This window comes from Aggregatibacter segnis, from assembly GCF_003130075.1.
In the GTDB taxonomy this organism is placed as follows: domain Bacteria; phylum Pseudomonadota; class Gammaproteobacteria; order Enterobacterales; family Pasteurellaceae; genus Aggregatibacter; species Aggregatibacter segnis_A.
In genome coordinates this window covers 86,123-100,179 of the sequence record NZ_NRCW01000006.1, presented here as the reverse complement: position 1 = coordinate 100,179, position 14,057 = coordinate 86,123, and the positions used below count along the sequence as shown (strand labels likewise).

The 14,057-nt window shown below is 44.4% G+C and carries 12 protein-coding genes, 4 tRNA genes and 1 pseudogene; 4 read left to right on the top strand and 13 right to left on the bottom strand.

Annotated elements, in window-relative coordinates:
* From DK415_RS07885 to DK415_RS07865, 5 genes and pseudogenes are all read right to left on the bottom strand, one after another.
* A pseudogene (locus tag DK415_RS07885) lies at positions 1 to 78 on the bottom strand (GTP-binding protein); the annotation flags it as partial.
* Between the two features lie 93 nt (positions 79 to 171).
* A tRNA-Thr gene (locus DK415_RS07880) sits at positions 172 to 247 on the bottom strand.
* 3 nt (positions 248 to 250) lie between these two features.
* Positions 251 to 325 (bottom strand) — tRNA-Gly (locus DK415_RS07875).
* A gap of 37 nt (positions 326 to 362) precedes the next feature.
* Positions 363 to 447, bottom strand: a tRNA-Tyr gene (locus tag DK415_RS07870).
* A gap of 29 nt (positions 448 to 476) precedes the next feature.
* Positions 477 to 552, bottom strand: a tRNA-Thr gene (locus tag DK415_RS07865).
* Positions 553 to 793: 241 nt separating this feature from the next.
* Here DK415_RS07865 and coaA point away from each other — a divergent pair.
* Positions 794 to 1,723, top strand: a complete 930-nt coding sequence (gene coaA, locus DK415_RS07860; RefSeq protein ID WP_109433152.1) for a type I pantothenate kinase — start codon at positions 794 to 796, stop codon at positions 1,721 to 1,723.
* A gap of 57 nt (positions 1,724 to 1,780) precedes the next feature.
* On the opposite strand, the gene gyrB is transcribed toward coaA, so the two are convergent.
* From gyrB to cyaY, 3 genes are all read right to left on the bottom strand, one after another.
* The gene (gyrB, locus tag DK415_RS07855; protein ID WP_109433151.1) at positions 1,781 to 4,201 is read right to left on the bottom strand and encodes a DNA topoisomerase (ATP-hydrolyzing) subunit B; all 2,421 of its coding nucleotides are present in this window, start codon (positions 4,199 to 4,201) and stop codon (positions 1,781 to 1,783) included.
* Positions 4,202 to 4,297: 96 nt separating this feature from the next.
* On the bottom strand, positions 4,298 to 6,187 hold the full coding sequence (gene recQ, locus DK415_RS07850) for a DNA helicase RecQ (RefSeq protein WP_109433150.1): 1,890 nt from the start codon (positions 6,185 to 6,187) through the stop codon (positions 4,298 to 4,300).
* Positions 6,187 to 6,495 (bottom strand): iron donor protein CyaY, encoded by a 309-nt coding sequence (gene cyaY / locus DK415_RS07845; protein WP_021615942.1) that lies wholly within the window; start codon positions 6,493 to 6,495, stop codon positions 6,187 to 6,189. The genes recQ and cyaY overlap by 1 nt, the downstream gene beginning before the upstream one ends.
* A gap of 121 nt (positions 6,496 to 6,616) precedes the next feature.
* Here cyaY and lptM point away from each other — a divergent pair, with 121 nt between their 5' ends.
* Both lptM and lysA read left to right on the top strand, forming a co-directional pair.
* Entirely contained in the window at positions 6,617 to 6,736 is a 120-nt protein-coding gene (gene lptM, locus DK415_RS09545) for an LPS translocon maturation chaperone LptM (RefSeq protein ID WP_006719816.1), read from the top strand.
* A gap of 18 nt (positions 6,737 to 6,754) precedes the next feature.
* Positions 6,755 to 8,005 carry a diaminopimelate decarboxylase gene (gene lysA / locus DK415_RS07835; RefSeq protein WP_109433149.1) on the top strand — a complete coding sequence of 417 codons (1,251 nt, stop codon included), beginning with the start codon at positions 6,755 to 6,757 and terminating at the stop codon, positions 8,003 to 8,005.
* A 71-nt stretch (positions 8,006 to 8,076) separates the two neighbouring features.
* Here the strand turns inward: lysA and DK415_RS07830 are convergent, their stop codons facing one another.
* From DK415_RS07830 to DK415_RS07815, 4 genes are all read right to left on the bottom strand, one after another.
* Positions 8,077 to 8,466 (bottom strand): RidA family protein, encoded by a 390-nt coding sequence (locus DK415_RS07830; protein ID WP_109433148.1) that lies wholly within the window; start codon positions 8,464 to 8,466, stop codon positions 8,077 to 8,079.
* Between the two features lie 71 nt (positions 8,467 to 8,537).
* On the bottom strand, positions 8,538 to 8,996 hold the full coding sequence (recX, locus tag DK415_RS07825; RefSeq protein WP_109433147.1) for a recombination regulator RecX: 459 nt from the start codon (positions 8,994 to 8,996) through the stop codon (positions 8,538 to 8,540).
* 81 nt (positions 8,997 to 9,077) lie between these two features.
* A complete protein-coding gene (recA, locus tag DK415_RS07820) occupies positions 9,078 to 10,130 on the bottom strand; it encodes a recombinase RecA (RefSeq protein ID WP_006719824.1) in 1,053 nt (350 codons plus the stop codon).
* 131 nt (positions 10,131 to 10,261) lie between these two features.
* Entirely contained in the window at positions 10,262 to 12,187 is a 1,926-nt protein-coding gene (locus tag DK415_RS07815) for an ABC transporter ATP-binding protein (RefSeq protein WP_109433146.1), read from the bottom strand.
* Between the two features lie 78 nt (positions 12,188 to 12,265).
* On the opposite strand from DK415_RS07815, the gene DK415_RS07810 reads away from it, so the two are divergent.
* Positions 12,266 to 12,883 carry a MarC family protein gene (locus tag DK415_RS07810; RefSeq protein ID WP_006719828.1) on the top strand — a complete coding sequence of 206 codons (618 nt, stop codon included), beginning with the start codon at positions 12,266 to 12,268 and terminating at the stop codon, positions 12,881 to 12,883.
* Positions 12,884 to 13,014: 131 nt separating this feature from the next.
* Here DK415_RS07810 and trpS read toward each other — a convergent pair whose 3' ends face one another.
* A complete protein-coding gene (trpS, locus tag DK415_RS07805) occupies positions 13,015 to 14,019 on the bottom strand; it encodes a tryptophan--tRNA ligase (RefSeq protein ID WP_109433145.1) in 1,005 nt (334 codons plus the stop codon).
* Positions 14,020 to 14,057 lie beyond the last annotated feature (38 nt).

Below are 14,057 nucleotides of genomic sequence, written 5' to 3'. Positions count from 1 at the left end.
GGTTTTACCATGGTCAACGTGGCCGATTGTACCCACGTTAACGTGCGGTTTTGTACGTTCAAATTTTTCTTTAGACATTGAGAGTCCCTCTAAACAAACACGGTTATCGATGGTTCAATTTACCAGACTAACCAAAGTATTAAAATTTGTAATGGAGAGATTATTAAGAAGTGGTGCTGATAGGCAGATTCGAACTGCCGACCTCACCCTTACCAAGGGTGCGCTCTACCAACTGAGCTATATCAGCGCTTGGAGCGGGCAGCGGGAATCGAACCCGCGTCATTAGCTTGGAAGGCTAAGGTAATAGCCATTATACGATGCCCGCCGTTCTTAATTCATCTGTCCCATCGGTCGCTTAGAAATGGTGGAGGGAGAAGGATTCGAACCTTCGAAGGCTGAGCCGGCAGATTTACAGTCTGCTCCCTTTGGCCGCTCGGGAATCCCTCCACTCTAAGTTGGAACTTGAATACGAGAAATGGTGCCGACTATCGGAATCGAACTGATGACCTACTGATTACAAGTCAGTTGCTCTACCTACTGAGCTAAGTCGGCGTCGTAAACAAGTGAGGCGTATTATAGGGATTTTTTTATGCCTGACAAGTTTTTTTTTAGTAAATAAAGTTTTTTTTGGTTATTCGTTTAATTATCAAGCAAAAACCCTCTAACGTCGGTGAATTTAGCTGATTATGCAAAAATTTTACTGCTCAATCCCTTATTTATAAGGTATATTTTGCAACCTATCATTGGCTAAAAAAGAGTAATTCAGCACGTGGACTTTTCGGTTTCTTCTTCTATGCCAGAACAACTGACGCCATTTTTATCATTTGATCGGCAACGTTGGGCAGAATTGCGTAAATCTGTACCATTAACACTCACCGAACAGGATCTCAAACCTCTGCTTGGGATAAATGAAGAACTTTCCCTTGACGAAGTTCGTACAATCTATTTGCCGTTAGTCCGTTTGATTAACTACTATATAGATGAAAACATTCGTCGCCAAAATGTGTTGCGCCGTTTTCTTGGTGAGAAAAGCACAAATGTGCCCTACATTATTAGTATTGCAGGCAGCGTAGCGGTAGGGAAAAGCACCTCAGCCCGGATTCTGCAATCGCTTTTAAGCCATTGGCCACAACAACGTAAAGTCGATTTGATTACAACAGATGGCTTCCTACACCCGTTAGCCTATCTTCAAGAACACAATTTATTGCATAAAAAAGGCTTTCCGATTTCTTACAACACGCCAAAACTGATTCATTTTTTAGCAGATATAAAATCCGGCAAGCCAAATGTTAGCGCGCCAATTTATTCTCACCTAACATATGACATTATCCCTGATCAATTTAATGTCATCGATCAACCTGACATTCTGATTTTAGAAGGGTTAAACGTCTTGCAACCTAACAGAAATCAAGCCAATGAGCTGTTTGTGTCTGATTTTGTCGATTTCTCTATTTATGTTGATGCGGAAGAAGACTTATTAAAAGAATGGTATATTCACCGCTTTCTGAAGTTCCGCCAAAGTGCTTTTACCGATCCGAACTCATATTTCAAACATTACGCCAATCTTTCTGAACAAGAAGCGGTTACCACGGCGGGAAAAATTTGGGATGAAATTAACGGATTGAACCTGAAAGAAAATATTCTACCTACGCGAGAACGCGCCGATTTAATTCTAAAGAAAGGCGCAAACCATGAAGTCGAATTGGTCACCTTAAGAAAATAACAAAAAAAAAGCACCGCACTTTGAATAATAAAGTGCGGTGCTTTTTTTAAATGGATTTTAAATATCCAAATTCGCTCTTAACGCATTGCTCTCAATGAACTCACGGCGAGGCTCAACTTCATCGCCCATCAAGGTGGTGAATAACTGATCTGCCGCCACCGCATCTTTGATAGACACTTTCAACATGCGGCGAGTGTTTGGATCCATTGTCGTTTCCCAAAGCTGTTCCGGGTTCATTTCACCTAACCCTTTATAGCGTTGAATCATCAAACCACGGCGAGATTCTTTCATTAACCACTCAATCGCCTGTTCAAAAGAAGTTACTGCAACTTTGCGCTCACCACGCATAACATAAGCATTTTCTTCTAATAAGCCGACCAATTTTTCACCCAATGCAATTAAGCGGGCATATTCATTACCGGTTACAAACTGGAAGTTTAAGAAATAATCCGTATCAATGCCATGGATTCTCACCGTCAATACCACTTCATGCACGTTTCGTTCAGCATTGAATTGCAAACGATAGCTATAATGTCTGCCGTCGGTTTCTTTTCCATTTAAAGAAACAACCAAAGAATCAGCCCAAGAATTGACCGCACTTTCCTGTTGCATTAACGCTGTGGTCAACGCCGGTTGATAAATCAATTCTTTCAACACGCTTTCCGGATAATAACGGCTCAAGCGGGTCGTCATTTTTTGCACTGCAAGATATTCAGAAGCGAGATTTTGTAGTGCCACACCTTGCATACCCGGCGCATTGTCATTCACATACAACGCCGCATTTTCCAACGCAATCGCCAATTCAAATTCCGCCATGGCTTCATCGTCTTTAATGTATTGCTCTTGTTTGCCTTTTTTCACTTTATACAACGGTGGCTGGGCAATATACACATAACCACGTTCAATCAGCTCCGGCATTTGACGATAGAAGAAGGTTAATAACAACGTACGAATGTGTGAACCATCCACGTCCGCATCGGTCATGATAATAATGCTGTGATAACGCAATTTATCCGGGTTATATTCGTCACGACCGATACCGCAACCTAGCGCCGTAATCAATGTCCCCACTTCTGCAGAAGATAACATTTTGTCAAAGCGGGCTTTTTCCACGTTCAGGATTTTCCCTTTTAACGGCAGAATCGCTTGGTTTTTACGATTACGCCCTTGTTTTGCCGAACCGCCCGCAGAGTCACCCTCCACGATATAAAGTTCAGATAACGCCGGATCACGCTCCTGACAATCCGCTAATTTACCCGGCAAGCCGCCTAAGTCTAATGCGCCTTTACGACGGGTCATTTCACGGGCTTTGCGTGCGGCTTCACGCGCGCGCGCCGCATCAATAATTTTGGTCACGATGATTTTTACATCGTTTGGATTTTCCAACAAATAGGTTTGCAAATACTCGTTCATCAAAGATTCCACCGCACTTTTTACTTCAGAGGAAACCAATTTGTCTTTTGTTTGAGAAGAGAATTTTGGATCCGGCACTTTCACGGAAATCACGGCCACCAAGCCTTCACGAGCATCATCACCGGAAGTCGCTACTTTAGATTTTTTGGTATAACCTTCATTTTCCATGTAGTTATTCAGCGTACGGGTCATCGCGCCACGGAAACCTGCCAAGTGCGTACCACCATCGCGTTGTGGAATGTTATTGGTAAAGCAGTAAATGTTTTCTGCATAGCCATCGTTCCACTGCAACGCAATTTCCACGCCAATGCCGTCTTTTTCTGCAGAGAAATAGAATGGTTTCGGGTGGATTGGCGTTTTACCACGATTGATATATTCCACAAACGCTTGAATACCGCCTTCATAATGGAAATGGTCTTGTTTGTCTGTACGTTCGTCAATTAAACGGATAGAAACACCGGAGTTTAAGAAAGATAACTCCCTTAGGCGTTTAGCTAAAATATCGTATTCAAATTCAATATTTGTGAAGATGGTCGAACTCGGCCAAAAACGCACCGTGGTTCCCGTTTGGGTGGTTTCGCCAATCACGGCTAACGGCGCTTGTGGATCGCCAAGGCTGTAAAATTGCTCATGCACTTTACCTTGACGACGAATAGTCAGTTGCAATTTATCGGACAACGCATTAACCACTGACACGCCCACACCGTGCAAACCGCCGGACACTTTATAGGAGTTATCGTCAAATTTACCGCCCGCGTGCAAAACCGTCATAATGACTTCTGCGGCAGAAACGCCTTCTTCCGGGTGAATATCCACCGGAATACCGCGCCCATCATCCTGTACGGAAACAGAATTATCGGAATGAATAGTCACGATAATGTCACTGCAATAACCTGCCAAGGCTTCATCAATGGCGTTATCCACCACCTCAAAAACCATATGGTGTAGCCCCGTTCCATCGTCTGTGTCACCGATATACATGCCGGGACGTTTACGCACCGCATCAAGCCCTTTCAGCACTTTAATACTGTTTGCACCATAAGTTTCTGGAGTAGTTGTTGACATAATTCTTCTCTGTGTAATTCGTAAAAAATTGGGCGAGATTATAGCAAAATTTTGTGCAATTAGCTAAACATAACTGCACTTAAATGGCACGTAGACTTATTCGGCTGCACGGGCATTTTTATGTTCGCGAATTAACGCCAGAAACGCTTGTCCGAAACGCTCCAATTTGATCGTACCGACACCGTTAATTTGCAACATTTCAATGTTGCTGACCGGTTGGTATTGCGCCATTTCTTGCAAAGTCGCATCGTTAAACACGATATACGGGGGAATGTTTTCCTTATCGGCAATTTGCTTACGCAGGAAGCGCAAGCGTGCAAATAAATCTTTGTCGTAAGAACCGACCGCACTTTTGTGCATCATGGCAGTAGTGACGATAGATGACAGACGTGGCGTTGCCAATTCCAACGGGATTTCGCCACGCAAAATCGGCTTCGCATTTTCCGTTAACTGTAACGTGTTACCGTACTCGCCGATGATTTGGCGCACAAAGCCCAAATGAATTAACTGGCGTAATACTGACTGCCAATATTCCGTGCTGTGTTCCTTGCCGATGCCGTATACACTCAGTTGGTCGTGTTGCTGGTCACGAATTTTCTGATTATTCATACCACGCAAGACAGCGATGACATAATGTGCACCATAAGATTGACCGGTGCGATAAATTGCCGACATAATTTTTTGCGCGTCCAACAACCCATCGTATTTTTTCGGTGGATCAAGACAAATATCGCAATTTTGACAGGCGGTTTGACGATGTTCGCCGAAATAATTCAATAAGACCAAACGGCGACAGGTTTGACTCTCAGCAAATTCGCCGATGGCTTGCAATTTATGCTGTTCAACTTGGCGTTGTAGCGTTTCCGGCTTTTCCATCAACATTTTATTCAACCATACATAATCCGCCGGATCGTAGAACAACACCGCCTCAGCCGGCAAATCATCCCGCCCTGCACGGCCGGTTTCTTGATAGTAGGATTCAATGCTACGCGGTAAATCGAAATGCGCCACAAAGCGCACGTTGGATTTATTAATCCCCATACCGAAGGCGATCGTCGCCACCACTACTTGAATATTATCCCGCTGAAAATCCCGCTGCACTTTTTCCCGTAAGCTATTTTCCATGCCCGCATGATACGCCGCCGCCCGCACACCTTTGTTGCACAGGGTCTCCGCAATACGCTCTACTTTGTTGCGGCTGTTGCAATACACAATGCCGCTTTTGCCTTTTTGTGCCACCACGAAACGACACAGCTGTTCCATCGGCTTAAATTTTTCCACTAAGGTATAACGAATATTCGGGCGATCGAAACTGCCCACATGAAAGTGCGGTCGATTTAGCCGGAGATTTTGCAGAATATCTTGTTGCGTTGTCTGATCCGCCGTGGCGGTAAGCGCCATAATTGGCACCTTAGGGAAACAACCTTTTAGCCCGCCCAGTTGGGTATATTCAGGACGAAAATCATGGCCCCATTGGGAAATGCAATGTGCCTCGTCGATAGCAATAAAGCTGACGTTGCAATGAGAAATAAATTGGAAAAAGCTGTTCGTCATGACTTTTTCCGGGGACAAATACAATAATTTTAACTGCCCGGAAATCGCCCTATTTTGCACCTGTTGCTGTTCTTCAAAGGTTTGCGAGGAGTTTAAATAATCCGCTTCTACGCCACTGGCGCGTAGCTGATCCACTTGGTCTTTCATCAGTGAAATCAACGGCGATACCACCAAGGTCATCCCATCAAAACATAACGCAGGAATTTGGTAGCACAACGATTTTCCCGTGCCTGTCGCCATAATGACCAAGCAGTCTTGCCCATTCAGCGCCGCCTGGATAATTTCCTCTTGCCCTTTGCGGAAAGCTTGATAGCCGAACACCGAATGCAACACATTCTTTGCCGTCGTATAAAGTGCGGTGGATTTTGCCGACGATTTATCGAGAAAATCCACCGCACTTTTCATGGGTTCGGATGAGGTAAGGTGATTCATTAACCGAGCTGCACCTGCTCACCATGTTTAGCAAGCGCTTCAGTTAGGGCTTGCCAAAAATCCAAGCCGTCGTTGCTGACCCAACGTTCGTTTTTATAGGCAAAATGGAAACCGCCATTATGGCTCGCCAACCATAATTCCAACAACGGTTCTTGTTTGTTGATCACAATTTGGCTGCGATCGCCAAGCGTAATCGTGAACACGGAGCCTTGGCGTTCACAATCGGCATCACAATCTTGCGCCTCCAGTTGCTCTTCAATTTCATCCCAAATTTGCTCGATCTTCTGATGAAACTCGACGATATTCATAAAATCACTCCAATAAATGACAGTAGGGCGGAAATTATAAAGATTTTCTGTGCGTTGTGATAGCACAAAGCCGGATTTAGTGGTAAAAAGAACAGTCAAATTTGAGCACAAGGAACAACCAATGAAAAAACTGATTTCCGTATTTTTACTCGTGACATTGTGTGCGCTAAGTACCGGCTGCGGCGTAAAAGGTCCGTTGTATTTCCCCGAACAAGACAGCGCTCAGAAAACAACCAAATAACTTTTTATAGGCGACCTTATGGACTTTTTCCAATATAAAAACAATCAACTCATGGCGGAAAATCTGCCGGTCAAACAATTGGCCGAACAATTTGGTACGCCGTTGTATGTTTATTCCCGAGCCACCCTTGAACGCCATTGGCACGCATTTAATAACGCTTTCGGCGAGCATCCGCATTTGGTGTGCTTTGCCGTAAAATCGAACCCAAATATTGCGATTTTAAACGTGATGGCAAAATTAGGATCAGGCTTTGATATTGTGTCTCAAGGCGAATTGGAACGCGTTCTTGCCGCCGGTGGTGACGCGGCCAAAGTGGTCTTTTCAGGAGTCGCAAAATCCCGCCAAGAAATCGCTCGTGCCTTAGAAGTCAATATTCGTTGTTTTAACGTGGAATCGGAAGCAGAATTATTGCGTATTAACCAAATCGCCGGTGAAATGGGCAAAATCGCACCTATTTCGTTGCGCGTAAATCCGGACGTGGACGCCCACACGCACCCTTACATTTCCACAGGGTTAAAAGAAAATAAATTCGGCGTGAGCGTAGAACAGGCTCGAGAAGTCTATAAATTAGCCGCCACCTTACCAAATATTAAAATCGTCGGCATGGATTGCCATATCGGCTCTCAACTAACGGAATTACAACCCTTTTTAGATGCCGTAGATCGCTTAATTGTCCTCATGGAACAATTAAAACAAGATGGCATTCGTTTAAAACACTTAGACTTAGGCGGCGGTTTGGGTGTGACTTACACGGACGAAACACCGCCACATCCGACAGAATATGCCAAAGCGTTATGGGAAAAGTTAAGTGCGTTCAGCGAGCTAGAAATCATTGTCGAACCAGGTCGCGCCATTACCGCCAACGCGGGTATTTTGGTAACCAAAGTAGAATATTTAAAATCTAACGAAAGTCGCAATTTTGCCATTGTGGATGCGGGTATGAACGACATGATTCGCCCGGCACTGTATCAGGCCTACATGAATATTTTAGAAATCGACCGCACTTTAGTGCGTGAAGAAAAAATCTATGATGTGGTCGGCCCAATTTGCGAAACCTCCGATTTCCTCGGCAAACAACGCAAACTTGCCATTGCGGAAGGGGATTATTTAGCCCAGCGTTCTGCCGGTGCCTACGGCGCAAGCATGTCTTCCAACTATAACTCTCGCCCAAGAACAGCGGAAGTGATGGTGGATGGCGATAAAGCATATCTTATCCGCCGTCGCGAGGCTTTAAACGAATTGTGGCAATTAGAAAGCTTATTGCCGTAACACAAGGTGAAATATAAAAAATCCCGCAAACTGATTTGCGGGATTTTTTATAAACACATCGGTTAACAAAACTACGCTCTTACGGCAATGGCCTCAATTTCTAAGCCAACATCTTTCGGCAGGCGGGCCACTTCCACACAAGAACGAGCAGGGAAACTTGGGTGATGATTTTCTTTGAAGAAACGCTCATATTCGCCATTGACTGCCGCAAAATCATTTAAATCTTTCACGAATACCGTTGTTTTCACAATATCAGCAACGGTGAGTCCGGCTTGTTCAATGATCGCTTTCACATTTTCCAAAGACTGGCGAGCTTGTGCCACAATGTCTTTCGGCACTTCACCGGTTGCCGGATTGACCGGAATTTGTCCGGAAGTCAGCACTAAATTGCCTAAATCAACGGCTTGTACATAAGGCCCAATCGCGGCCGGTGCCTTCTCTGTATGAACTACTTTCGTCATTTTTTTCTCCTAACTGATGATTTTGTGGAACGCTATTCTACGTTGAAATTCACCCTATGTCAGTTGTCATGCTAATCAAACTCTCTCGGGTCAGACCCCACATAATCCGCAAAATCCTCTTGATGAAACCCATGTGACAGCATGTATTGCCAAATTTTTTGGCGCATTTTCGGCGGTTGCTTTTCCTTATAATCAGGAAACTTTTTGCGTAACACATTTAACGCCAATGCCGACCAATCAATATCGCATTCACGGACAACCGCTTCAATGGTTGCGCTTTCAATCCCTTTTAATTGACGCAATTCTTGTTTAATTCTATTCACACCATAGCCTCGTTGAGAACGACTATTCAAATAACTTTCAGTAAAACGTTGATCACTTTGCCAATTTTTTTGCTGGCAATGTGCGATGGCCTGATCAATGTCTTCCTCGGAAAAGGCTTTTTCCTGCATTTTGCAACGCAGTTCAAATTCGCTGTATTCACGGCGAGAAAGTAAATTCATCACACAAGTTAAGGCAAGGGAGGACATATTGTGTTACTTGTTATTATGGTTAAAAACCGATAGAAAAAGTGCGGTCATTTTTGACCGCACTTTTTGACATCACTCATCTTATTCGAAGTCAGCTTCACCCGCTTCGTCTTCAACGTCAGCGGTAATGGCCGTTTCCGGATGCGCTAACAATTCATCACGCAAAGTGCTTTCAATTAATTTCGCTTGCTCCGGATTCTCTTTTAACCATTTCATTGCATTGGTTTTACCCTGACCGATTTTCTCGTTTTCATAAGCATACCATGCACCGGCTTTGCTGATGAGCTTGTGTTTTACGCCAAGATCAATCAATTCGCTTTCTTTAGAAATGCCTTCACCGTACAGAATTTGGAAATCCACTTGACGGAACGGTGGTGCGACTTTGTTTTTCACCACTTTCACGCGGGTTTCGTTACCAATCACTTCATCGCCTTCTTTAATTGAACCGACACGACGAATATCCAAACGCACAGAGGCATAGAATTTCAGTGCATTACCACCGGTAGTGGTTTCCGGGTTACCAAACATCACGCCGATCTTCATACGGATTTGGTTGATGAAAATCACTAAACAGTTGGCATTTTTAATTTGTCCGGTTAATTTACGCAACGCTTGAGACATAAGACGTGCTTGCAAGCCCACATGAGAATCACCCATGTCGCCTTCAATTTCCGCTTTCGGCGTTAAAGCTGCAACGGAGTCAACAATAATCACATCCACCGCACCGGAACGTACTAAGGCATCACAGATTTCTAACGCTTGCTCACCGTTGTCCGGTTGAGAAACCAGCAACTCTTTCACATCAACGCCAAGTTTAGAGGCATAAATTGGGTCTAAGGCATGTTCTGCATCGATAAAGGCACAGGTTTTACCTGCTTTTTGTGCTTCGGCGATAACAGAAAGCGTTAAGGTGGTTTTACCGGAAGATTCCGGGCCAAAAATTTCAACGATACGTCCCATTGGCAAACCGCCGATCCCTAACGCTAAGTCAAGACCGAAGGAGCCGGTGGAAATCGCTTCAATATCCAATTTTTGGCTGTCGCCTAATTTCATGATGGCGCCTTTACCAAATTGTTTTTCGATTTGACCTAACGCGGCTTCGAGCGCTTTTTGTTTTTCTTCTTGAGTTGCCATTTTTTTACCTCGGGAAAATCATTATCAAAATTCGCGCTTATAATAACTGTATCAATATACAGTATCAAGTGAAATTTTGATCTTTTTAAAATTTATGTGATGTCGCTTCCAAAACAAGATTATTTTTCCGTTTATTCTGCTTGAGACATGATGTCTTCTATACTTTCTTGCACTGCTAACCAGTCAACTTCCACCTCTTCCAACTGCTTTTTCACCTGCACCTGCTCGGCTAAAAGTGCGGTCAATTTTGCTTTCATTTCTGCGTCATACAAACTCGGATCCGCCAAGTCCGTTTCAATCTGTTGCAATTTAGTGCCCCATTTTTCCATTTTATTTTCCAGCTGCGTTGCTTGTTTACGTAATGGCGCAAGTTGTTGGCGAAGTTCCGCTTCTTTACGTTTTTGCTCTTTACGGTTGGCAGCAGAATTTTCATTTTCACTCAGCTCATTTTGTGCTTTTATCTCTGCTGGTTGTGCATTCTGCTCGTTCAGCCACTTCTGATAATCCGCCAAATCACCTTTAAATTCTTCCACTTGCTTGTCATGCACCAAATAGAATTCATCTACAGTATTGCGCAACAAATGGCGATCGTGTGACACCAACACCAAAGAACCTTGATAATCCACCAACGCTTCGGTTAGCGCCTGACGCATATCTAAATCTAAATGGTTGGTCGGTTCATCCAGCAACAGTAAATTAGGACGTTGCCACACAATAAGCGCCAGCACCAAACGCGCTTTTTCACCACCAGAAAAAGACGCCACCGGTTGATTCACTTTGTCGCCATGAAAAGCAAATCCACCCAAATAATCGCGCAGTTGTTGTTCTGTTTGTTGAGGCGCAATTTTTTGTAAATGCCACAAGGCGCTTTCATCCGCGCGCAACGTGTCTAATTGATGCTGGGCGAAATAGCCTAATTGTACGCCTTTGGCTAATTGAATCGTGCCACCGATCGGTGCGATCTCACCCGCCAATAATTTAATTAAGGTGGATTTCCCTGCACCATTTTTACCGAGCAGCCCGATACGTGAAACGGGCACCAGATTCAGTTTAATTTTACTTAAAATTTCCACCGCACTTTCGCCCGAGCCATAACCTGCAGAGGCATTTTCCATCATTAACAAAGGGCTTGGCAGGGAGAGCGGTTCACGAAATTCAAAATGAAACGAATTATCCACATACGCCGGCGCAATTTTTTCCATGCGTTCCAATGCTTTAATACGGCTTTGTGCTTGCTTGGCTTTGGTGGCTTTGGCTTTGAAACGGTCGATATAACGCTGCAAGTGATCAATTTTCAGTTGTTGCTGGCGATACATGGCATTTTGTTGCGCTAATTTCATTGCCCGTTGCAATTCAAAGGAAGAATAATCGCCCGTGTATTCATTGAGTTTTTGTTGTTCAATATGCAAAATTTTGCCGACAATCGGATCTAAAAAGTCACGATCGTGCGAAATTAGAATCAATGTACCCGGATATTGTTTTAACCAACGCTCCAACCAAATCACCGCGTCCAAATCTAAGTGGTTGGTCGGTTCGTCAAGCAATAATAAATCAGAGCGACAAATCAAGGCTTGGGCCAAATTCAATCGCATCCGCCAACCACCGGAAAACGCCTTCACCGGTTGCACTAATTCCGCCTGAGAAAACCCCAAACCGTGCAATAATTCGCCGGCGCGAGCTTCAATCGTCCAAGCATCAATGGCATCAAGTTGATTATGCAAAGTGGCAATCGCATTACCGTCATTGTCCGCGTTCGCTTGTTGCAATGCCTGTTGCAGACGGCTGTATTCACGGTCGCCCTGAATCACATAATCAATGGCGCGACAATCCAGTGCGGGCGTTTCTTGATTCACCCACGCCAACGCCCAAGTTGACGGGAAAGACACCTCACCACCTTCGGCGCTCATTTCATTTTTAAGCAACGCAAATAAGGAGGATTTGCCGCAACCGTTTTTGCCGACCAGGCCGACTTTTTGTCCCGGATTAATGGTGGCATTGGCGTTTTCGAGGAGCGTAGTCAAGCCCCGTTTTAGGGTTAAATTTGTGAAAAAAAGCATTGGTTTATAATGAATTTAATATAAGATATTGATTTGTAAAAAGACGCGTTATTTTCCACTTTTTTCTCGGAGTTGCCAATGTTTGATTCTCTCGTCGTTCAATTTGTGGTGCTGTGGGCGGTCATCGATCCGATCGGTTCTATTCCCGTTTATTTAACCAAAACAGTTGGCCTTTCAGTAGAAGATCGCCGCAAAATCGCGTTAAAAGCGGTCATGATTTCCGCCGGTATTTTGATTTTCTTCCTCATCGCCGGACAAGCCTTGTTAGAAGCGATGCAAATTCCCCTCACCGCCTTCCAAATTGCCGGCGGTTTGGTGTTATTACTGTTCGCCTTGACCATGATTTTCGGCGAAGGCAAACCGGAACAAGAAATCAGACTCTCATCCAATCTGAACGAACTGGCCGTGTATCCTTTAGCCGTACCGTCTATTGCCTCACCCGGCGCCATGATGGCCATTGTATTACTCACCGACAACCATCGTTTCAGCCTGTTCGATCAAACCATGACAACCTTAATCATGCTTTCTGTGTTGTTGATCACCTATCTTTTATTCCTCGCCGCCAACCGCATTCAACGTTGGATTGGTAACACCGGCGCAGCGGTGATTAGTCGCGTCATGGGATTAATTTTAGCCGCGGTTGCCATTAATAATATGTTGGTGGGCATTCGCGATTTCTTCACGCAGATGAGTTAATTCATTTATTTTCTATAAAGTGCGGTCGAAATTTACAATGAATTTTCACCGCACTTTTTGTTTGCCTTTAGCTTTTCCCTTGAAATAAAAAAGCGGCTTTAACGCCGCTTTTGTTTTTTATGTGAAATAGCCTACTTCGCGCCAATAAACCCAATGGCGTCATACACTTTCGCTAACGTTTCTTGTGCACGTGCTTTGGCTTTTTCCGCACCGTCTTTAGCAATTTGGAGGAGTAATGCCTCATTATTGCGGAAATGATGGTAGCGTTCTTGCAACGTGGTCAACATGGCGGAAACCTCGTCAGCGACAGCGCCTTTTAAGTGACCATACATTTTGCCTTCAAATTCCTGCTCAAGTTCTGCAATGGTTTTGCCACTCACGCCGGAGAGAATGTCGAGAAGATTGGACACGCCCGCTTTATTTTTCACGTCATAACGAATCACCGGCGGCTCGTCGGAGTCGGTTACCGCGCGTTTGATTTTCTTCGCAACCGCTTTCGGGTCTTCTAATAAGCCGATAACGTTGTTGCGGTTTTCGTCCGATTTAGACATTTTCTTTTCCGGTTCCAACAAGGACATCACGCGCGCACCTGCTTTCGGGATAAACACTTCCGGCACCGCAAAGTGCGGTCCGTATAAGGCATTAAAACGTTGCGCGATGTCACGGGTGATTTCCAAATGTTGTTTTTGGTCTTCGCCTACCGGCACTTGGTTGGCTTGATAAAGCAAAATGTCCGACGCCATTAACACCGGATAAGTGAACAAACCTACGTTGATGTTTTCTGCATAACGGGCGGATTTGTCTTTAAACTGGGTCATACGACTCATTTCGCCGAAATACGTGTAACAATTTAATACCCAAGCCAACTGTGCGTGTTCCGGCACATGAGATTGAATGAAAATCGTAGATTTTGCCGGGTCGATGCCACAGGCTAAATATAATGCCAACACGTCCAAAGTGGCTTTGCGTAATGCCGCCGGATCCTGGCGCACGGTGATGGCGTGTTGATCCACAATACAGAACAGGCATTCGTAATCATCCTGCATTTTCACCCACTGACGCAACGCACCGAGGTAGTTACCGATAGTTAATTCACCAGATGGCTGTACGCCGCTGAACACGATAGGTTTGGTCATTTTTACATCCTTAATTTTTAAATCTTATTATTGATAGC

What these genes read in the sequence shown, in the direction of transcription:
- DK415_RS07810 (WP_006719828.1), top strand. Translation starts at nt 12,266, where the DNA reads ATGTTTGATTCTCTCGTCGTTCAATTTGTGGTGCTGTGGGCGGTCATC.
- DK415_RS07830 (WP_109433148.1), bottom strand. Translation starts at nt 8,466, where the DNA reads ATGACGAAAGTAGTTCATACAGAGAAGGCACCGGCCGCGATTGGGCCT.
- cyaY (WP_021615942.1), bottom strand. Translation starts at nt 6,495, where the DNA reads ATGAATATCGTCGAGTTTCATCAGAAGATCGAGCAAATTTGGGATGAA.
- trpS (WP_109433145.1), bottom strand. Translation starts at nt 14,019, where the DNA reads ATGACCAAACCTATCGTGTTCAGCGGCGTACAGCCATCTGGTGAATTA.
- coaA (WP_109433152.1), top strand. Translation starts at nt 794, where the DNA reads ATGCCAGAACAACTGACGCCATTTTTATCATTTGATCGGCAACGTTGG.
- lptM (WP_006719816.1), top strand. Translation starts at nt 6,617, where the DNA reads ATGAAAAAACTGATTTCCGTATTTTTACTCGTGACATTGTGTGCGCTA.
- lysA (WP_109433149.1), top strand. Translation starts at nt 6,755, where the DNA reads ATGGACTTTTTCCAATATAAAAACAATCAACTCATGGCGGAAAATCTG.
- gyrB (WP_109433151.1), bottom strand. Translation starts at nt 4,201, where the DNA reads ATGTCAACAACTACTCCAGAAACTTATGGTGCAAACAGTATTAAAGTG.
- recQ (WP_109433150.1), bottom strand. Translation starts at nt 6,187, where the DNA reads ATGAATCACCTTACCTCATCCGAACCCATGAAAAGTGCGGTGGATTTT.
- DK415_RS07815 (WP_109433146.1), bottom strand. Translation starts at nt 12,187, where the DNA reads ATGCTTTTTTTCACAAATTTAACCCTAAAACGGGGCTTGACTACGCTC.
- recA (WP_006719824.1), bottom strand. Translation starts at nt 10,130, where the DNA reads ATGGCAACTCAAGAAGAAAAACAAAAAGCGCTCGAAGCCGCGTTAGGT.
- recX (WP_109433147.1), bottom strand. Translation starts at nt 8,996, where the DNA reads ATGTCCTCCCTTGCCTTAACTTGTGTGATGAATTTACTTTCTCGCCGT.